Source organism: Mesorhizobium sp. WSM4823 (assembly GCF_055811195.1).
This window is the reverse complement of record NZ_JBVVQL010000003.1, coordinates 210773-228844: the sequence shown is the minus strand read 5'-3', so window position 1 is coordinate 228844 and position 18072 is coordinate 210773. Positions and strand designations below refer to the sequence as shown.

The 18072-nt window shown below is 61.7% G+C and carries 19 protein-coding genes and 1 tRNA gene; 12 read left to right on the top strand and 8 right to left on the bottom strand.

The window, feature by feature from the left end; all coding sequences use genetic code 11:
• Positions 1-418: 418 nt before the first annotated feature.
• Together gap and tkt are read right to left on the bottom strand one after the other, a co-directional pair.
• The gene (gene gap, locus AC0L26_RS09770; RefSeq protein ID WP_473632340.1) at positions 419-1429 is read right to left on the bottom strand and encodes a type I glyceraldehyde-3-phosphate dehydrogenase; all 1011 of its coding nucleotides are present in this window, start codon (positions 1427-1429) and stop codon (positions 419-421) included.
• A gap of 156 nt (positions 1430-1585) precedes the next feature.
• On the bottom strand, positions 1586-3574 hold the full coding sequence (tkt, locus tag AC0L26_RS09765; protein ID WP_473632339.1) for a transketolase: 1989 nt from the start codon (positions 3572-3574) through the stop codon (positions 1586-1588).
• Between the two features lie 305 nt (positions 3575-3879).
• Between tkt and AC0L26_RS09760 the strand changes: the two genes are divergently transcribed.
• The 4 genes from AC0L26_RS09760 (at position 3880) to AC0L26_RS09745 (ending at position 6384) form a co-directional block, all read left to right on the top strand.
• Positions 3880-4152 carry a DUF4164 domain-containing protein gene (locus tag AC0L26_RS09760; RefSeq protein WP_023797069.1) on the top strand — a complete coding sequence of 91 codons (273 nt, stop codon included), beginning with the start codon at positions 3880-3882 and terminating at the stop codon, positions 4150-4152.
• 12 nt (positions 4153-4164) lie between these two features.
• On the top strand, positions 4165-4530 hold the full coding sequence (locus AC0L26_RS09755) for a cell division protein ZapA (RefSeq protein WP_254816554.1): 366 nt from the start codon (positions 4165-4167) through the stop codon (positions 4528-4530).
• Between the two features lie 174 nt (positions 4531-4704).
• Positions 4705-5364 (top strand): peroxiredoxin, encoded by a 660-nt coding sequence (locus AC0L26_RS09750; RefSeq protein ID WP_473632338.1) that lies wholly within the window; start codon positions 4705-4707, stop codon positions 5362-5364.
• A gap of 147 nt (positions 5365-5511) precedes the next feature.
• The gene (locus AC0L26_RS09745) at positions 5512-6384 is read left to right on the top strand and encodes an MBL fold metallo-hydrolase (protein ID WP_473632337.1); all 873 of its coding nucleotides are present in this window, start codon (positions 5512-5514) and stop codon (positions 6382-6384) included.
• A gap of 25 nt (positions 6385-6409) precedes the next feature.
• Here AC0L26_RS09745 and AC0L26_RS09740 read toward each other — a convergent pair whose 3' ends face one another.
• The 3 genes from AC0L26_RS09740 to AC0L26_RS09730 form a co-directional block, all read right to left on the bottom strand.
• Positions 6410-6817 (bottom strand): hypothetical protein, encoded by a 408-nt coding sequence (locus AC0L26_RS09740; RefSeq protein WP_473632336.1) that lies wholly within the window; start codon positions 6815-6817, stop codon positions 6410-6412.
• Positions 6818-7252: 435 nt separating this feature from the next.
• Positions 7253-8164: an RNA polymerase sigma factor RpoH gene (gene rpoH / locus AC0L26_RS09735; protein ID WP_352927893.1), complete on the bottom strand. Its 912-nt coding sequence runs from the start codon at positions 8162-8164 to the stop codon at positions 7253-7255.
• A 208-nt stretch (positions 8165-8372) separates the two neighbouring features.
• Complete coding sequence (locus AC0L26_RS09730) at positions 8373-9443, bottom strand: RluA family pseudouridine synthase (RefSeq protein WP_473632335.1); 1071 nt, start codon at positions 9441-9443, stop codon at positions 8373-8375.
• A gap of 26 nt (positions 9444-9469) precedes the next feature.
• Here AC0L26_RS09730 and AC0L26_RS09725 point away from each other — a divergent pair, with 26 nt between their 5' ends.
• The 3 genes from AC0L26_RS09725 (at position 9470) to AC0L26_RS09715 (ending at position 10455) form a co-directional block, all read left to right on the top strand.
• Positions 9470-9850, top strand: coding sequence for a fimbrial protein (locus AC0L26_RS09725; protein ID WP_473632334.1), 381 nt, complete (start codon positions 9470-9472; stop codon positions 9848-9850).
• Between the two features lie 32 nt (positions 9851-9882).
• Positions 9883-10290, top strand: a complete 408-nt coding sequence (locus AC0L26_RS09720) for a VOC family protein (RefSeq protein WP_473632333.1) — start codon at positions 9883-9885, stop codon at positions 10288-10290.
• 90 nt (positions 10291-10380) lie between these two features.
• Positions 10381-10455, top strand: a tRNA-Glu gene (locus AC0L26_RS09715).
• A 5-nt stretch (positions 10456-10460) separates the two neighbouring features.
• On the opposite strand, the gene AC0L26_RS09710 is transcribed toward AC0L26_RS09715, so the two are convergent.
• Positions 10461-10829: a hypothetical protein gene (locus tag AC0L26_RS09710; RefSeq protein ID WP_473632332.1), complete on the bottom strand. Its 369-nt coding sequence runs from the start codon at positions 10827-10829 to the stop codon at positions 10461-10463.
• Positions 10830-10834: 5 nt separating this feature from the next.
• Positions 10835-11902 (bottom strand): adenylate/guanylate cyclase domain-containing protein, encoded by a 1068-nt coding sequence (locus AC0L26_RS09705; RefSeq protein WP_473632331.1) that lies wholly within the window; start codon positions 11900-11902, stop codon positions 10835-10837.
• A 116-nt stretch (positions 11903-12018) separates the two neighbouring features.
• Between AC0L26_RS09705 and AC0L26_RS09700 the strand changes: the two genes are divergently transcribed.
• The 3 genes from AC0L26_RS09700 to AC0L26_RS09690 all read left to right on the top strand — a co-directional run bounded on the left by AC0L26_RS09700 (position 12019) and on the right by AC0L26_RS09690 (position 14385).
• Complete coding sequence (locus AC0L26_RS09700; protein WP_473632330.1) at positions 12019-12459, top strand: SRPBCC family protein; 441 nt, start codon at positions 12019-12021, stop codon at positions 12457-12459.
• A gap of 417 nt (positions 12460-12876) precedes the next feature.
• Positions 12877-13458, top strand: a complete 582-nt coding sequence (locus AC0L26_RS09695; protein ID WP_473632329.1) for a VOC family protein — start codon at positions 12877-12879, stop codon at positions 13456-13458.
• 27 nt (positions 13459-13485) lie between these two features.
• On the top strand, positions 13486-14385 hold the full coding sequence (locus tag AC0L26_RS09690; RefSeq protein WP_473632328.1) for a glutathione S-transferase family protein: 900 nt from the start codon (positions 13486-13488) through the stop codon (positions 14383-14385).
• Positions 14386-14576: 191 nt separating this feature from the next.
• Here AC0L26_RS09690 and AC0L26_RS09685 read toward each other — a convergent pair whose 3' ends face one another.
• Complete coding sequence (locus AC0L26_RS09685; protein WP_473632327.1) at positions 14577-16118, bottom strand: bifunctional AfsR/SARP family transcriptional regulator/alpha/beta hydrolase; 1542 nt, start codon at positions 16116-16118, stop codon at positions 14577-14579.
• 107 nt (positions 16119-16225) lie between these two features.
• On the opposite strand from AC0L26_RS09685, the gene AC0L26_RS09680 reads away from it, so the two are divergent.
• Positions 16226-17032: an alpha/beta fold hydrolase gene (locus AC0L26_RS09680; RefSeq protein WP_473632326.1), complete on the top strand. Its 807-nt coding sequence runs from the start codon at positions 16226-16228 to the stop codon at positions 17030-17032.
• Between the two features lie 3 nt (positions 17033-17035).
• Positions 17036-17677 (top strand): class I SAM-dependent methyltransferase, encoded by a 642-nt coding sequence (locus tag AC0L26_RS09675; protein WP_473632325.1) that lies wholly within the window; start codon positions 17036-17038, stop codon positions 17675-17677.
• The last annotated feature ends 395 nt before the right edge of the window (positions 17678-18072 follow it).

Below are 18072 nucleotides of genomic sequence, written 5' to 3'. Positions count from 1 at the left end.
GCCCCCTCAAATTCGTGTACTTCTCGCTTTACGGGAGAGTGAGGCGAAGACATGACGGGTGCAAGGCGGGAGGGTGGTTTTTTGCCCTATGCGGCTCCAACTTCGTCATCCCAGGGCGGAGCAGCCGCGAAGCGGCGTCGCGCAGACCCTGGGATCCATGCCGTGACATCAGCCGAGAAATGCTGCGTCAAAGAATTCTGCACGGCGGCAACACTCCAACGGCACGGCATGGATCCCGGGGTCTGCGCCGCATCGCTTCGCTCCTTGCTCCGCCCCAGGATGACGAAACGCGATGGTCGTTCAGGCCAATCTCCCAAGACGTGCGATCTGCCGACACAAGAACGCGAGCGAAGGGGCTTAAACAAAAACGCCCGGACAGAGCCGGGCGTTTCCAAGTCGCAAGAAGATGGCTCTGCGATCAGGCGATGGTCTTGCCGAAGGCGACCGCCGTGTCAGACATGCGGTTGGAGAAACCCCACTCATTGTCGTACCAGGACAGCACCGAAACGAAGTTGCCGTCCATGACCTTGGTCTGGTCGAGCGCCATGATCGAGGAATGCGGATCGTGGTTGAAGTCGATCGACACGTTCGGGTGATGGGTGACCGCGAGAATGCCCTTCAGCTTGCCGTTGGAGGCGGCGATCACCGCCTCGTTGATCTCCTGCACCGTGGTCGAGCGCTTGGCGATGAACTTGAAATCGACGACCGAGACGTTTGGGGTCGGCACGCGGATGGAGATGCCGTCGAGCTTGCCCTTGAGGTCTGGCAGCACCAGGCCGATCGCCTTGGCCGCACCGGTCGAGGTCGGGATCTGCGACAGGGCGGCGGCGCGGGCGCGGTAGAGATCCTTATGCATGGTGTCCAGCGTCGGCTGGTCGCCGGTGTAGGAGTGGATCGTCGTCATCATGCCCTTCTCGATGCCGACGGCCTCATGCAGCACGGCTGCCAGCGGCGCCAGGCAGTTGGTGGTGCAGGAGGCATTGGAGATGACGATATGGTCCTTGGTCAGCTTGTCATGGTTGATGCCATAGACGACGGTGAGGTCGGCGCCCTCCGCAGGCGCCGAGACGAGGACCCGCTTGGCGCCGGCGGTCAAATGCGCCGCTGCCTTGTCGCGGGCGGTGAAGATGCCGGTGCATTCGAGCGCGATGTCGATGCCGAGCTCCTTCCACGGCAACTGCGTCGGATCCTTGATCGCGGTGACCTTGAACTTCTCCGTGCCAACAGTGATCTGGTCCCCGTCAACCGTCACTTCATGCGGGAAGCGGCCGTGCACGCTGTCGAAGCGCAGCAGATGCGCATTGGTCTCGACCGGGCCGAGGTCGTTGACGGCGACCACATCGATATCCTTGCGGCCAGATTCGTGGATGGCGCGCAGGATGTTGCGGCCGATGCGGCCGAATCCGTTGATGGCAACTCTGACGGTCATTTTTTTCTCCCTGGGAGTTGGAGGCCGAAGATCAAGTCCGCAGCTTCATAACGGCGGGCTGCCAAAGAATCCAGCCGTCGAGGGGTTGGATTTAAGTCCACCAAACTGAGGCTGCCCGCAAAATCACGATGCGTGTTTTCGCGGGCGCCTAGCCTGCTAGTGGTGCAGGCGGGCTTCCGCCGCCTTCACCGTCGCTTCGGCGGTGATGCCGAAATGCGGATAGAGCTGTTCGATCGTACCAGAGGCGCCGAAGCCGGTCATGCCGATGAAGATGCCGTCAGTGCCGATGAAATGATCCCAGCCCTGGCGGATGCCGGCTTCGATGGCAATCTTGATCGGCGCGTTGCCGATCGTCTTGTCGCGATAGTCGGCGCTCTGCTTGTCGAACAATTCGAAGCAGGGAACCGAGACGACGCGGGTTGGGTGGCCGTGCTTCTCCAGCAAGTCGCGGGCAGCAAGCGCGATTTCGACTTCGGAACCGGTGGCGAAGATCGTCACCGCCGCATCGCCATTGGCGGCAGCCAGCTCATAGGCGCCCTGACGGCTGAGGTTTTCCGCAACGAAGTCGTTGCGCACGGTCGGCAGGTTCTGCCGGGTCAGCGCCAGCGTCGACGGCGTCTTTTCCGATTCAAGGGCCAACTGCCAGCATTCGGCGGTCTCGACCGCGTCGGCCGGGCGGAAGACATTGTGGTTCGGAATGGCGCGCAGTGCGGCCAGATGCTCGACCGGCTGGTGGGTCGGGCCGTCTTCGCCAAGACCGATGGAATCATGGGTCATGACGAAGATCGAGCGGATGCCCATCAGCGAGGCAAGCCGCATCGACGGGCGGGCGTAATCGGAAAAGCACATGAACGTGCCGCCATAGGCGATGAGGCCACCATGCAGCGTCAGCCCGTTGATCGCGGCCGCCATGCCGTGCTCGCGGATGCCGTAATGAACGTAGCGCTGGCCGTAATCGTCTGCCGTGATGTTCTTGGTCTGGCTGGTCTTGGTGTTGTTGGAGCCGGTGAGGTCGGCCGAGCCGCCGATGGTTTCCGGCACCGCGCCGTTGATGACCTCAAGCGCCATCTCCGACGATTTGCGGGTGGCGACCTTCGGCTTGTCGGCGGCGAGCTTCTTCTTGTAGTCGGTGACGACGGCGTCGAAATTCGCCGGCAGCTTGCCACTGATGCGGCGCTCGAATTCGCTGCGCAATTGGGCGTCGGCCTTGGCAAGGCGGCCTTCCCAGTCGGTGCGGGGCTTGGCGCCAGCCTTGCCGGCGGTGCGCCACGCATCGAGGATGTCGGCTGGAATCTCGAAGGGAGGATAGTCCCAGCCGAAGAACTTCCGCGCACCGGCAATTTCCTCGGCGCCGAGCGGCGAGCCATGCGCCTTGTTGGTGCCGGCCTTGGTCGGGGCACCGAAGCCGATGGTCGTCTTGCAGGCGATCATCGTCGGCTTGTCGGAGTGGCGGGCGGCCTCGATGGCATAGGCGATCGCTTCGGGATCCTGGCCGTCGATGTGGCTGGCGTTCCAGCCGGAGGCCTGGAAGCGGGCGACCTGGTCGGTGTTGTCAGCCAGCGATACCGGACCGTCGATCGAGATGTTGTTGTTGTCCCAGAAGACAATCAGCTTGTTGAGCTTGAGGTGCCCGGCAAGCGCGATGGCTTCCTGGGAAACGCCTTCCATCAGGCAGCCGTCACCGGCCAGCACATAGGTGTAGTGGTCGACGAGGTCGTTGCCGAAGGCGGCGTTCATGATGCGCTCGCCGAGCGCGAAGCCGACCGAATTGGCAAGGCCCTGGCCGAGCGGCCCGGTCGTCGTCTCGATGCCCGTAGCATGGCCGTATTCGGGATGGCCCGCGGTCTTCGATCCCAGTTGCCGGAAATGCTTGATCTGGTCGAGGGTCATGTCCTCGTAGCCGGTCAAATGAAGCAGCGAATAGAGCAGCATCGAACCATGGCCGGCCGACAGGATGAAGCGGTCGCGGTCGGCCCAGTGTGGAGCTTTGGCGTCGAATTTCAGAAAACGCGTGAACAGCACCGTGGCGATATCGGCGCAGCCCATCGGCAGGCCGGGATGGCCGGAGTTCGCCTTCTCGACGGCGTCCATGGAGAGAAAACGGATCGCATTGGCCATCCGGTCATGTTGTTCGCGCGAGGTCATGCTTCCTCCAGTGTGGGGGTTTGGGGCCTTGGGAGAGCCCTTGAAAAGGGTGCGCGACACATAGCAGGCGCGGCTTTTTAGTCAATAAACCGGCGCGCTTTTGCCAATCTTGCTAGTCAATAAACCGGCGCTTTTGCCGGTCTTGTGATGCTGCCAGAAGGGTCATGGAGGCCCTACATTAGCGTTAGCAGGGGACAGTCGCGAGAGCTTTATTGACGTTGGCTTCACACGGCGCATAATGTTTCAGACATAACGCGTTCTGAACGTGGATGATTCGGTGATGGGCAGGGCGCAGGACGAAAGCCATGACCGGGGAAACGACACTCAAGGAAGTCATCGCGAGGCTGGGTAAGGCCATCGAGGGGCTGGAAAATGCCGTCGCGGCCAAGCTCGAGCACGAGCGCGACTATACCGAAGCCGAGGCGGAGGTGCAGCGCATGAACGCTGATCGCTCGCGGCTGGCGCAGGAACTCGACAATTCCGAAGCGCGCGCCGAACGGCTGGAAGACGCCAACAAGGAAGTGTCGCGTCGGCTGGTGACCGCCATGGAAACCATCCGCGCCGTGTTGGACAGATAGGAGGCTGGCCCAATGGCACAAGTCACGGTTTCCATCGACGGCAAGCAATATCGCATGGCTTGCGACGAGGGCCAGGAAGAACATCTGATCGACCTTGCCGAGCGCTTCGACCGCTATGTCTCACATCTGAAGGACTCCTTCGGCGAGATTGGCGACCAGCGGCTGACCGTGATGGCCGGCATCATGGTCATGGACGAGCTTTCGGAACTGCAAAAACGCGTCAAGGGCATGGAAAGCGAAGTGCTGACGCTACGCAAGACGCGTGACGACGCGCTGACCAAGGCCGACAAGAACGATTCCGTGCTGACCGGTGCGCTTGGCGCGCTCGCCCAGCGCATGGAAGACCTGGCGACGACGCTGGCGGTGAACAAGGCCTGAGCCAAGGCAGCGAAAATTCCTGCTGCATTTGCCGAAAAGCAATGAAAATTTTTCGCCGCCGACTTCAATGCCGGCGGCAACAGGCGTTTGAAGGATGACGCCGGAGTGATAGAAAGACAAAAGCAGCGCTGGCGGTGCCGGCTGCAATCTGCACTCACAGGGTAGGGACACGTCATGAGCCTTCGTATCAATGATATCGCGCCGGATTTCACTGCTGAAACCACGCAAGGGACGATCAGCTTTCACGAATGGATCGGTGACGGTTGGGCGGTGCTCTTCAGCCATCCGAAAAATTTCACGCCGGTCTGCACGACCGAGCTTGGCACGATGGCAGGGCTGGAAGGCGAGTTTAGGAAGCGCAACGTCAAGATCATCGGCATTTCCGTCGATCCAGTCGCGAACCACGCCAAATGGCAGGACGACATCAAGACGGCGACCGGCCATTCGGTGAACTACCCGCTGATCGGCGACAAGGATCTCAAGGTCGCCAAGCTCTACGAGATGCTGCCGGCGGGCGCCGGCGAAACCTCGGAAGGACGCACGCCCGCCGATAATGCGACGGTGCGTTCGGTCTACGTCATCGGCCCCGACAAGAAGATCAAGCTGGTGCTCACCTATCCGATGACCACCGGCCGCAACTTCGATGAGATCCTGCGCGCGATCGATTCGATGCAGCTAACCGCCAAGCACCAGGTGGCGACGCCGGCGAACTGGAAGCAGGGCGAGGACGTCATCATCACCGCCGCCGTTTCCAATGAGGATGCAATCAAGCGTTTCGGCGCCTATGAGACGATCCTGCCCTATCTCAGGAAGACCAAACAGCCCTCTGCCTGACCCAAACGGCACGGAAGGATTTTCGGCCTTTTTGCCTCAGCAAAGCATGCGGTGCTTGACGGCATGGTGCTGGCGGATGACCATGCTCTTCTTTTAACCCGGCAGAGAAAATCATTCCTGCCGGGTGGGAACTGAGGGGAGCCGGGATTGGACGTGACATCGGCCAAGCTGCAGGTGGCAGGCTTTTACGATAAGCCGACCGGGTCCATCCAATATGTCGTCGCCGACGCGCAGACGCGACGATGCGCAATCATCGATCCTGTCCTTGATTTCGATGAAAAATCCGGCGCAACAGCGACGAAGAATGCCGACGCCCTGCTCGATTTTATCAGGGAAAACGGGCTGGAGGTCGAGTGGATCCTCGACACCCACCCGCACGCCGACCATTTCTCGGCGGCACACTATCTCCGAGAGAAGACCGGAGCGCCTACAGCGATTGGCGAGAAGGTCGTCGACGTCCAGAAATTGTGGAAGGCGATCTACAACTGGCCGGATTTTCCTGCCGACGGATCTCAGTGGAACAGGCTGTTTGCCGATGGCGAAAGCTTTTCGGTCGGCGGCATTCCGGTAAAGGTGCTTTTTTCGCCGGGCCACACGCTGGCCTCTGTCACCTATGTGATCGGCGACGCCGCCTTCATCCATGACACCCTGTTCATGCCGGACAGCGGCACGGCGAGAGCGGATTTTCCCGGCGGCAGTGCCGCGCGGCTCTGGCGCTCGATCCAGGATATCCTCGCGCTACCGGACGAGACACGTCTGTTCGTCGGCCATGACTACCAGACAGAAGGACGCGAACCCTTGTGGGAGAGCACGGTAGCGGAACAGAAATCCAAGAACACCCATATTACGGCATGCAGGACAGAGGCCGATTTCGTGGCAATGCGGGAGGCACGCGACAGGACGCTGCCGATGCCCAGGCTTATCCTGCATGCGCTGCAGGTCAACATGAATGGCGGCCGCCTGCCGGAACCGGAATCCAACGGCCGCCGGTATTTAAAATTTCCGTTGGATTGCCTTTGATGAAATGGCGCCAGCTAGTCTAGCTTCAGGGTTTTGTTCGGCGGGCTAAATGTTCATACGTGATTTGCCAAGGGTCGCGCTCGGAAGATCTCTCCTCGCCGATCCAATGGAAGCTGTTGGCAGTGATCTCAGTGAAACGCCATCGAGTTTTCAGACCGCGCGAGTCACTGCCGAGCTGGACAATGTCCTTACCCTCGGCCCGCCCGATCTGGCGCGAGTGATCTCGGTTGAGCGGGTCGTTCCATATGATGTGCCAGCCATCGATCCCAGGATCGAAGATGCGCAGAGTCGTGCCATACATTGTGGACGGCGCAGGGCGCTTGGGTCTGATCCAAACGTCCTGAATCCCGCGGCCTTCGAGCACCCAGCCAAAATGGCATTCTCCATTCCATTTCTGGATTGTGCCGTCGTCGAGGTAGTGGACCGTGTCCATTTCCCAGCTTCCAATTAGCCATCCATACAGATCCATGTCTTTCGCTCGGTCGGCTGGGGGACCTTCGGATCCGAGAGCGGTGAGAAACCGAGAAATCGTCATCGTCATACTGCCTTTGGTTTCCAAATAGACTGCGGAAGCCGTGTCGGCGCCGGAGCGTTGCCGCCACAATTTGCAGCGTTGCGGTCTCCAGGGCTTGGGGAAAATTGCTATAATGCCGCTCTGAATAAGATCGTTTGCGAACGCGATGGCGAGGCAGCAAACAACCGACATTATCGCCCAGTCTATCAAAGCCGTGGAACCACGGCGCGGCGGGAACCGGCAACCCTAGCTAGAATATGGCACCAAGGGACAGTTCTCCCGGCAGTCGGAGGACCCATAAAAAACGGCGGCGCCAGTTACCTGACGCCGCCATTATTTCTTTCCGTCGGAAGTTTACGCCGCCGGCTGCGCCTCGATGGTGCGCAGGGCCTGCATCTGGCGCTTGGCTGCGGCCTTGACCGCGTCCTGCACCTTCTCGAAGGCGCGCACTTCGATCTGGCGCACGCGCTCGCGGCTGATGTCGAACTCGGCCGACAGCTCTTCCAGCGTCAGCGGCTCCTCGGCCAGGCGGCGCGCCTCGAAGATGCGCCGCTCGCGCTCGTTGAGCACGGCAAGAGCGCCGGACAGCATGCCGCGCCGGTTTTCCAGCTCGTCCTGCTCGATCAGCGCATCTTCCTGGCTTTCGTGGTCGTCGACCAGCCAATCCTGCCATTCACCGGACTCACCTTCGCTCGCGCGGATCGGTGCGTTGAGCGAGGCATCGCCCGACAGGCGGCGGTTCATCGACACCACCTCCGCTTCGGACACGTTGAGGCGGGTGGCGATCTCGGTGATCTGGTCGGGCTTCAAATCGCCATCGTCGAGCGCCTGGATCTTACCCTTAACCTTGCGCAGGTTGAAGAACAGGCGCTTCTGGTTGGCGGTCGTGCCCATCTTGACCAGGCTCCACGAGCGCAGGATGTATTCCTGGATCGAGGCCTTGATCCACCACATGGCGTAGGTAGCGAGCCGGAAGCCGCGCTCCGGCTCGAATTTCTTGACGGCCTGCATCAGGCCGACATTGCCTTCCGAGATCACCTCGCCGATCGGCAGGCCGTAGCCGCGATAGCCCATGGCGATCTTGGCGACGAGCCGAAGGTGGCTGGTGACGAGCTTGTGTGCAGCCGTGGTGTCCTCATGCTCGGCGTAACGTTTGGCGAGCATGTACTCTTCCTGCGGCTGAAGCATCGGAAAGCGACGGATTTCTTCCAGGTAGCGGCTGAGGCCGCCTTCGCCGGAAACAATACTGGGTAGTGACTGGGCCATGATAGCGCCCCTCTCTCTCTGGAGTGGTGCCCCCGAAACGCGGCGGGCATATGTTGCGAACGCCAAAGGCTCGTTCGCGACGTCAGGTGTATACAGGAACAAAACCAGAAAGGACAGCATTGGTTCAACACGAAACAGTGTGTCACACCAAAGTGAACAACGCCGGTCAGGTTTTTGCCAATCAGGTTTTGAACGAATGGAACGGGGTTCAGAGTTTGCGAAAACCGCCGACGAGTTCCTCCATGTCCCTCGGTACCGGCGCCTCGAACCTCATCGTTAGATGGGTAGCCGGATGCCGAAATTCAAGAAGGCGGGCATGCAATGCCTGTCGCGGAAATGCCTTCACCCGGCCTTTCAGCGGCTCTGGAAGTCGGTTCGCCTTGGTGCGAAAGGCCTGGCCGTAATCGGGATCGCCGACGACCGGATGGCCGATATGAGCCATGTGGACGCGGATCTGATGGGTGCGGCCGGTCTCGAGCCGGCATTCAACGAGGCTTGCCGTGGTGAATTCCTTTTGCTGCTCGCCAAAGCGCTCGATCACGGCGAAATGGGTGACGGCGTGGCGGGCATCGTCGCGGCCTTCGGGCACCACCGCACGGCGCACGCGGTCGGCGGCGCGGCCAAGCGGCTCGTCGACCGTGCCTGTCGGTCTCGTCGGTATGCCCCAGACCAAAGCCAGATAGGCGCGTTTGAGATCGCCGGTCAGGCCATGATCGGCAAAGGCCTCCGACAACGACTTGTGGGCGCGATCGGTCTTGGCGACGACCATGACGCCGCTGGTCTCCTTGTCCAGGCGGTGGACGATGCCCGGCCGCCGCACACCGCCGATGCCTGAAAGGCTGTCGCCGCAATGGTGGATCAGCGCGTTGACCAGCGTGCCGGTCCAGTTGCCGGCGCCGGGATGGACGACCAGCCCCGGCGGCTTGTTGATGACGATCAATTCATTGTCTTCGTAGAGGACGTCGAGCGGGATGTTTTCGCCTTGCGGCTCCGCCGGCTCCGGCTCCGGCATGTCGACCGACACGCGATCACCGGCCACCATCTTGCGCTTCGTCTCGTCGACCGACTGACCGCCGATCTTGACGGCGCCCTGCCGGATCAGCATCTGCACCCGGCTGCGCGACATGTCCGGTCCGAGCTTACCCGCCAGCCATTGGTCGAGCCGCTGGCCAGCCGCATCGGGACCCGCTTCCAGCATGATCGATCCCCCGTCTGGCGATCCGCCCTCCATCAATCCATCCTCTATCAATATGGGGGCCTCTTCGTTATGAGCGCTCATTGAAAAAAGTTCCGGAATGTTTTGCCATGGCTGCTGCCGACGAAGACGAGGAAAAGCCGCTCGACCCCGAAGTCGAAAAGGTGCGCAAGAAGCTGGTCCGCTTCGTCGCCATCAATCTCGGCCTGCTGTTCCTTGCCCTTATGGTGGTGATCGCAGCCCTTGTCTACAAAACGCGCACCGCGCCGCCGCCAGCCACACCGCCGCTGGCCGGCGACATCCAGGTGCCGGCAGGCGAGCCGCTGACCGGCGACATCGTGCTGCCGGTGGGCGCCAGGGTCATCAGCCAGTCGCTCTCCGGCAATCGCGTCTCCATCGATGCGGAGCTTGCCGACGGCAGCCGTGCCATCTTTGTCTACGATATCACCGAGCGCCGCATCATCGGTCGCTTTTCGATCCGCAACCGATGATTTCGCTGCAACAATGATTGGTGGTCGCAACAATGACCGGCTTTGCTGAAGGTCGCCGCGTCGCGACAGTCGCGCTCGTGGTCAGAAATTATGACGAGGCGATCGCCTGGTATGTCGGCAAGCTGGGCTTTTTGCTCACCGAGGACGTCGATCTTGGCGGCGGCAGGCGCTGGGTCACGGTTGCGCCAGCGAACGGACAAGGCGCGCGGCTGCTCCTGGCAGAAGCGTCGGACGAGGCGCAAGCAAGCTGCATCGGCAACCAGACCGGCGGTCGAGTCTTTTTGTTTCTCGAAACCGACGATTTTGTCCGCGACCACGCGACGATGCTCGCAAAGGGCGTCGAATTCCGTGAGGCGCCCCGCGTTGAGCCCTATGGCACTGTGGCGGTTTTCGCCGATCTCCACGGAAATCTCTGGGACTTGATCGAGCCAAAACGCTAGCCCCGCAATGGATATTTTCCCGGCACGACAGACTGTCCGAAGCCCAGTTGCTTTTTCCCAGCCGTCAGCCTATATCGCCGGTTCTTGAACGCGCCCATCGTCTAGCGGTCAGGACACCGCCCTCTCACGGCGGGAACAGGGGTTCGATTCCCCTTGGGCGTACCAAGTAATCAAACAAATTGGATCTTTACTGCCGCGCTACAGTTGCCGGCGAGGGATCGTTTTCGGCGAGTTCCGCGAAGGCGTCGACAATCCCCGCCGCTCTTGGCGCTGACGAACTTGACGTTCGACCGCGCGAGCTGGCCGATCTGTTCGGCGCTTCCAGGCGCTTCGGCGAAGGGTGGATGCCAGGAATAGTCGGCCCTTAGCACCGGCCAGCGAAGCTGCGCACGACGCGCGTGGCTAGGCTCTAAACGCGCCATGCCCCAGAAACGCGTTGTAGTATCGTAGCTTCTTTGCAGTTCGAATTTCTCCGAGTCATGGTTTCGCACGAAACCAAGATATGCGGTGAACGACACATCCACGGCGCGCTCAACCATTCGATCTATTCCGGTAAGCCGAAAAGTGTTTGCGCGCCTGCTATTCCTTTGAGCGGATGACTGCCCATGGCGATCATCGGCTCGGTAGTTTCTGCCTCGAACACTGTCGACGCGAGCACCGTCCGTCCCAACGGCTTGCACAGCCCTTCGATGCGGCTGACAAGATTTACAGCCTTGCCGATCGCGGTGAAGTCCAACCTGCCGGCAGTGCCGATATTCCCCCAGAGTATCTCGCCGACATGCAGGCCAATGCCATATCCGAGCTCAGGGCCGCCATTGCGGCGCCGAGTTTGGTTGAGATGATCTATCCCGGCGCGCGTGGCCTTCACGGCGCGTACCGCAGCGTCACATGCGGCATTTGCATCGCGCTCGCCAATCGGGAAAATTGCGAGGACGCCATCACCTATAAACTTGAGAACCTCACCACCAAATGCGTGCACCGCGCCGGCGACGCAATCGAACCAGGCATCAAGTACCAATACGATCTCGTCTGGATCATGAACCTCGGATAGATCGGTGAAACCTCGAAGGTCCGCGCACAGAAGCGCAGCCCGTATCGTCTCTCCCTTTACTCGACGAGAATGACCGTTGAGCACATGTGTTGCACTGCGCTTTCCCAAATATGCTTCGAGCAATGCGCGTTTCGCAGACCGTTCTGCGAGTGCGATCATCGGAGCCGCAGCAAACCGGGAGATTTGCCGCAGTAGCTCTGACTGCGCCTCATCCGGAGTATGATCGAACGCCCACGCCAAAGTCGGTGCGACACCGCCAGCTCCCTCGTCAAACACGATCGCCCGCGTCGTGCCAAGCCATTCCCGCAGCACGAGCCGGGGATCGGCATTCTGGCGGTCGGCGCCTATCCCCAAAGCCTCGAGCACTTCACCGCTAGGCGCTCGCCAGAGCCAGATGCGGCGTGAAATGATCGGGTCGGGAGCATCCTGTGCCAGCGCTCCGGCGATGATCGGCAAGCCGTCTTCCATCAAATGCGTTGAGAGCTGCAATAGAAGTCGCCCACCGTCGCCAATATGCGCGGCGTCGTCCAGAAGGAATGAAAGCGAGTTTGCGAGAAGCATCGATAGAAGGTCACTCGGCCCCGGCTTATGTTTACGCCTCGAACATCTTCTTGCAACTGCCCACATTCGCTCCAATCATGCACGGCATTCGATGCGGATGTGACCTGGAGTGAGCAATGGTGGAATCGGTTTACACAGAGATTGAGGTCGCGGCGCCACAAGCGACCGTGTTCGCGCTCTTGACGGATCCGGACCAGATCGTGCGATGGATCGGGACCGAAGCGAATTTGGATGCAACGCCGGGCGGTCTGTTCCTCGTCAATGTCGGTGGTCGCCATATGGCGCGCGGTGAGTTCACCGAGGTGATTCCGGTCCACCGTCTTGCCTACAGTTTTGGCTGGGAAGACAACGAGACCGTGCCGCCCGGCTCCAGCCATGTCGAGATCGACCTGATCGCGAGGGATGCGGGGACACTGATCCGCTTCACGCACAGCGGACTGCCGAACGCAAAGGAGCGTGACAGCCATCGAAGGGGATGGGAGCACTACCTCTCAAGGCTGAAGATCACTGCCGATGGGGGACATGTCGATCCCGACGTGCCGATGAAGAATATGTGATTTTCATCTAAGGGCCGCGGGTGCCCGTAATCCGAACCAGGCGCGGCATGCGTCAACGAGGCCCTTTGACCTGCCGTCGCCAAACCGGCCGCTCGGGAAACCCAGCGACCTGCGGGCTGCCGCACCATTACAGCTGCCGGCGACGGATCGTTTCGGCGAGCTCGGCGGAGGCGTCCGCGATCCCGGGTGCCGCTTGGCGCCTGCGTGGAGTTCTTGAAACTCAGCGCTTCTGGCGCAACGCCTCGGATTGAATTAGCATCCGTTCATCAAAGCTTCGGCCGCAATCCCGCAGGATGCGGAAATGCGGAGCGCAGGGGAGCGAAGCCGGGCGGCGGTCACATGCCGGGGCTGATCCAAGTGCGACTGGGCACTTGAAATCCGTCCGCCGGCAAGGCGCGGCGTGGCCGGGAGGAGCCAATGCAGAAGCTGCAATCGCAAGGTGTCCATCACATCACGCTGGTCGGCGCCGGGCGCCAGACCTCGATCGACTTCTGGGAAGGCGTGCTTGGCATGCCTTTCATCTTCGAGCAGCCAAATCTCGACAAGGCCAGCGAAAGCCACCTCTATTTCGATCCGGGCGATGGCCGACTGATCACCGTCTTCACCGATGAGAGCCGCACGCCGGAGAAACGGCGCACGCCGACCGATCCGGGCTGCGTCCATCACATCGCCTTTGCGGTGTCGCGTGTCACCTTCCTGCAGGCGGTTGCCCGCCTCGACGAGCGCGCCATCAAGCACAGCGGCGTCAAGGATCGCGGCTTTATGGATTCGATCTACTTCGAGGATCCGCTCGGCCTGTTGATCGAACTCGCCTCCTACCGTTTCGAACCGCCGGCGGGCTTCACCCATGCCGACGTGCTGATGCAGGCGCACAAGCTTCGCGTCGCGCGCGGCGACTACGCAATCGCCGAAGTGCATCTCGCCGATGCGATCCAGGCGCTTGTCGAGCGCTCGCGCGCCACCTTGTCGGACGATCGGGCGCCAAAGAATCCATACTGACGACAGCCAAACTGAGGGAGGAACACAATGGCAAAGACGACAACGAAGCGTGCGAGGAAGCCGGCTGCCAAGGCCGCCACGAAACCGGCTGCCAGGGCCGCCACAAAGCCTGCAGCCAAGACGTCGAAAGCTTCCGTCAACTCGGCACCGAAAGCCGCCGCTAAATCCGCAGCCAAAATTTCCGCCAAGAAATCCGCGCCGAAGGCAAAGGCGAAACCGGCGAAGGCCGGGAAAAGCGGGTTGAAGCTCAGTATGCTGAAGCCGAGCGTCAACAATATGAGCGTTCGGGTGTTTGCGCGCGCGGCCGGGCTCGACCATGTTGAGACCGACGTATGGGGCCACACGCGCTCGCCTGAATATATGGCGCGAAACCCGGCCCATCTTACGCCGATGATCGAGGACAAGGGCTTGCCGAGAGGCGTCTTATGGGAAAGCTGCGCCATCATGCAGTATCTCGCCAACAAGCACGGGCTGGAGAAATTATATCCCAAGGCCCCGGCCAAGCGGGCGATGGTCGACAGCGCCATGTTCTACCTGATCGGCACGCTCTACCCCTATGTGGCGCGCGCCACCTATCCTGCGCTGAATTTTCCGCAATATGCCGGCGAGGTCGGCCACAGCGACGCCCACCCCGACAGGAAATCGGAGGCCCAGAAGGCTGCGGCGGCCGCAATCGCCGAGCCGCTGGAGGTCTTTCACTCCTTCTTCAGGAACGACAAGCCGTTCATCGGCGGCAAGACCCCGTCGATCGCCGACATCCGCCTGGCAGCGACGCTCGAATTCCTAGCCGTCATCGACTACCCGCTGCCCCAATGGGCAAAAGACTACATGGCGGCGATCGAGAAGAAGCTTGGCAAGGCCTATGCCGAGCCGGCCGGCGACGTGCGCGGCTATATCGCCTATGTGAAGTCGCAGGCCGAGGCGTGAGGCATTCGCTCTGAAGGTTGCCTCCAGCGGTCAAAATCTGACGCTTTGTACCGGAGTCGTAAGCCGGCTCAGGGAGGAACTTTGCCGTACGGCGCGGCTTTCGGAACGATTTGGTTGCGCCAGGCTGGTCGTTTGATGTGCTGCCCGTCGGCTACTTGTTGGCGCTGCCCGAGTTTGCGCAAGCTGAGCAATCAGCGGTCGTGTCCCGCAAGCTCCGCGATGCTGCGGAGGAGCGGGTTCTGGTCACCGGCCCAGAACCAGTGGTCGTCGCCGGGGATCTCCACGAACCGCCCTCCGGGAATTTTCGCAGCAAGGGAACGACCCGCCTCCGAGCGGACCGCGCGGTCGCCCGAGCGATGCAGCACCAGTGTTGGGACCGAGACACTTGCAAGCAGATGGCGGACGTCGGTGTCGCGCAGCGCTTCGAGCACGCCCGTGACAGCGCCTGGACTGGAGGCCGCCCTCAGCAACCCGGCCCACCAGGCTTCCGCCTGACGGTCTCCGACGAGGCTCGGGGCAAAGGTCTCGATTTCGGCCGGCCCACCCCAGTTGGCGATCAAGCGTCGCTTCCAGAGGTCATATTGCTCGGCGGTCAAGGCGAAGGGGTAGTCCGGCGCATGGCTGCCTTTGGCCAGGGAGCCCCAGAGAACGAGCCCGACCAGGCGATCGGGACGGTCGACCGCGAAGCGGATGCAGCCGGGTCCGCCCTCTGAAGTCCCGATGAGTAGAGCGCGGCGGCTCCCGGCCGCGTCCATCACCGCCAATATATCCTTTGCGGTCGCATCGACGGTTGGACGCGATCCGACGCGGTCGGAAAGGCCGACGCCGCGCCGGTCGAACAGGATCAGGCGGCCGATACGCGAAACCGCCGCGATCCACGAACGACAGCGGCTGTCTTCCCAGATACGCTCCACATGCGAAACGAAGCCCGGGACGAGCACGATATCTGGCGGACCATTGCCGACGGTCTGGTACGCGAGGTGGATACCTTCCACTTCGACATAGCGCGTTCGCGGCGTCTCAGCGGCTTTGCGTGGCTCCTGCAACAAGGCAACCGTAGCCGGGTCAAGGGGCACGCCAAGCTCATCTCGCAAGTGCCGGGCGCATGCTTTGAGCTGGCGCTCGGCTGCCGCCCTGTCGCCGGCCGCCAGGTTTGCGCGGATCAGATGGCGGTGCGCGCTTTCGCTTAACGGGTCTAGTCCCACCAGACGCGTCGCATGCACAACCGCAGTGCGCGCCTCGCCGGCGGCTATCTGCGTTTCGATCAGGCGCTCCAACGCTTGTGTCAGGCGGCTACGCAAGGCTTCGCGCCTGAAGAACGCCCATTCCTCGAATTCCTGACAATCCGGCAGGGAGAAGCCCGCAAGAAAATCGCTCGCGTAAGTGTTGGTCGCCGTTTCAAGCGGGCCGCGGTCGCAGGCGTACTCGAAAGCCTTGGAGTCAATCTCGACCGAAAGCGCCGGGTGCAGGCTGAGGGAGCTTCCGCTCGCCGTGACGAGCTCGCGGCGAAAGGCGACCCGGATCTTGTAGAGGGTACGCCGAAGCCGCGCCCGAGCAGTCTCTTCGTCGGCTTCGGGCCATAGCAGCGTGGCCGCAGTCTCGCGCGCGACGGGTCTGCCGGCCTCGGCAAGAAAGATAAGGAGCGCGGCCGCCCTGCGCAGGGCGAGCTCCACCCGCCGTCCGTTCATACGGAATTCCGGAAAGCCCAAAAGCCGAAACGTCAATCGCTCCATCGATCCGTACTCGACAAATGTACAGGCAGGGGACGTTGAAGGGACGCCGACCGCCTATTGCTTCGACACCGGGCCGTTCACGCCCGAAGAGTTTCCTGGAGCGAGAAATGTCACGGGTCAATACTTCCACCTCTCAAGGCCTTTCCGAGGCAATTGCCGAGGACGGCGTCCCGATAGCTTATGAAGACCGCGGCCACGGCGAGCCGCTCGTGCTGCTACACGGCATGACCGAAAGCCATGAGTCCTGGCATGAGGCCGGTTATGTCGAGCAATTCCTGCAGCGCGAACGGCGGCTGATCCTCGTCGATTGCCGCGGCCATGGCCGGAGCGGGAAGCCACACGATCCAGCCGCCTATTCGGGCCGCAGGCGGGCGGCGGATATCGTTGCCGTCCTCGACCATGCCGGCATTCGCCGTGCCGCGCTTATGGGATATTCGATGGGCGGCGTCACCGCGCTGGCCACTGCCTCGTATCACCCGGACCGCGTTACCGCACTGATCGTCAACGGCGCACATCCCTTCGCGGAGGACTTGATCCCCTTGCGAGCCGCATTTGAGGATAACTTCGAGACGTGGCTCGCTCTCCTGAAGCAATTGGCCCCTGACCTTTCGCCGGACAGCTGCCGGCGCATCCGTGGCAATGATCTCGCCGCCGTTCAGGCAAGCCTTGCCAGGGACAGACCTGATTTCGCTGCAGCCTTTGCTAGATTTGGCATACCAGTGCTGGCGATCAGCGGCACGCTCGATCCCCGATGCGATGCCGCCCGTAAGTTCGCAGAACTGACCGGAGGCGAATTCCTGCCGCTTGTGGGCAAGAACCATGTGACTGCCTTTCTCGACGTCGACACGATCAGGCCGGTTGTCGACGAATTCCTCGGTCGTGTCAGCACTCGCAGTACAGGACGAGGAGGCTGAGCCATGTGCCGTTCCTGTCTCTCCTGGTACGGACGACGCATAGCTCCTTATGTCGTCAGCGCCGGCTGTTCGGCGAACGCCTTTTCGCGCATGCGGCAGCGCATGGTGCCGCTGGCGAAGGGCGTTGTGGTGGAAGTCGGCTTCGGATCAGGCCTGAACCTGCCCTACTACGATACGGCCAAAGTCCGGCGGCTCGTCGGCGTCGATCCCGACGGCGCAATGCTCGCCGTAGCGAAACGGCAGGACCACGCCTTGCCCTTTGAACTCGAATGCCTGCAGGCCGGCGGCGAAAGCATACCGTTGGCGGATGGTTTCGCCGACACGGTTGTTGTCGCTTACGCCTTCTGCACCATTCCACGCCCCGGAGCCGCGCTGGCGGAGATCCGGCGCATCTTGAAGCCTGGCGGGCGGCTGATCTTTCTCGAACACGGGCAGGCGAATGCCGGCTGGCGGAGAAGGCTGCAGGACCGGTCCAACCGGCTCTGGGGCGTTCTTGCCGGTGGCTGCAATCTCAACCGCAACCCGTTTCAGCTCGTCGCGAGTGCCCGTTTCGACGTTCGAGACGCTTTGCAGGAAGGGTTTCCGCCTGCCTTCTGGCTGTTGGGCAGCCATTACGCGGGCGTCGCCATAAGGCAGCCCGACTAGCCAGCCGTCATCCTCCAGCATTGCCAACCGTGCAGACAATATGACGGCGGGCGCAGCCGGAACAGGTGTTCCGCACCGGATGCCGATTGTCAGATTTTCGCCACTGGCCGACCTAAGCGAGGCCGGCCCGCTGCCTTACTGGACGTAAGAATGTTTGAAGCGTCGATGAAGAAGCGAGGTTGACCTGGAGGCCTCGATCCCGATGATCAGGCCGCGCGGGTGGCGTCCATGGAAGGGACTGTAAATGATCCGCAAACTACCCTTATTCGCCGCGTTCGGTCTGGCGCTTGCTGCCCTGGCGGCGTGTGACCAAACTCATCGGGAGGAACGACGACCGCCGCCCAACTGCCGCCACCTCCAGCCGACACGATGACGCCGACCCCCGCAACTCCGCC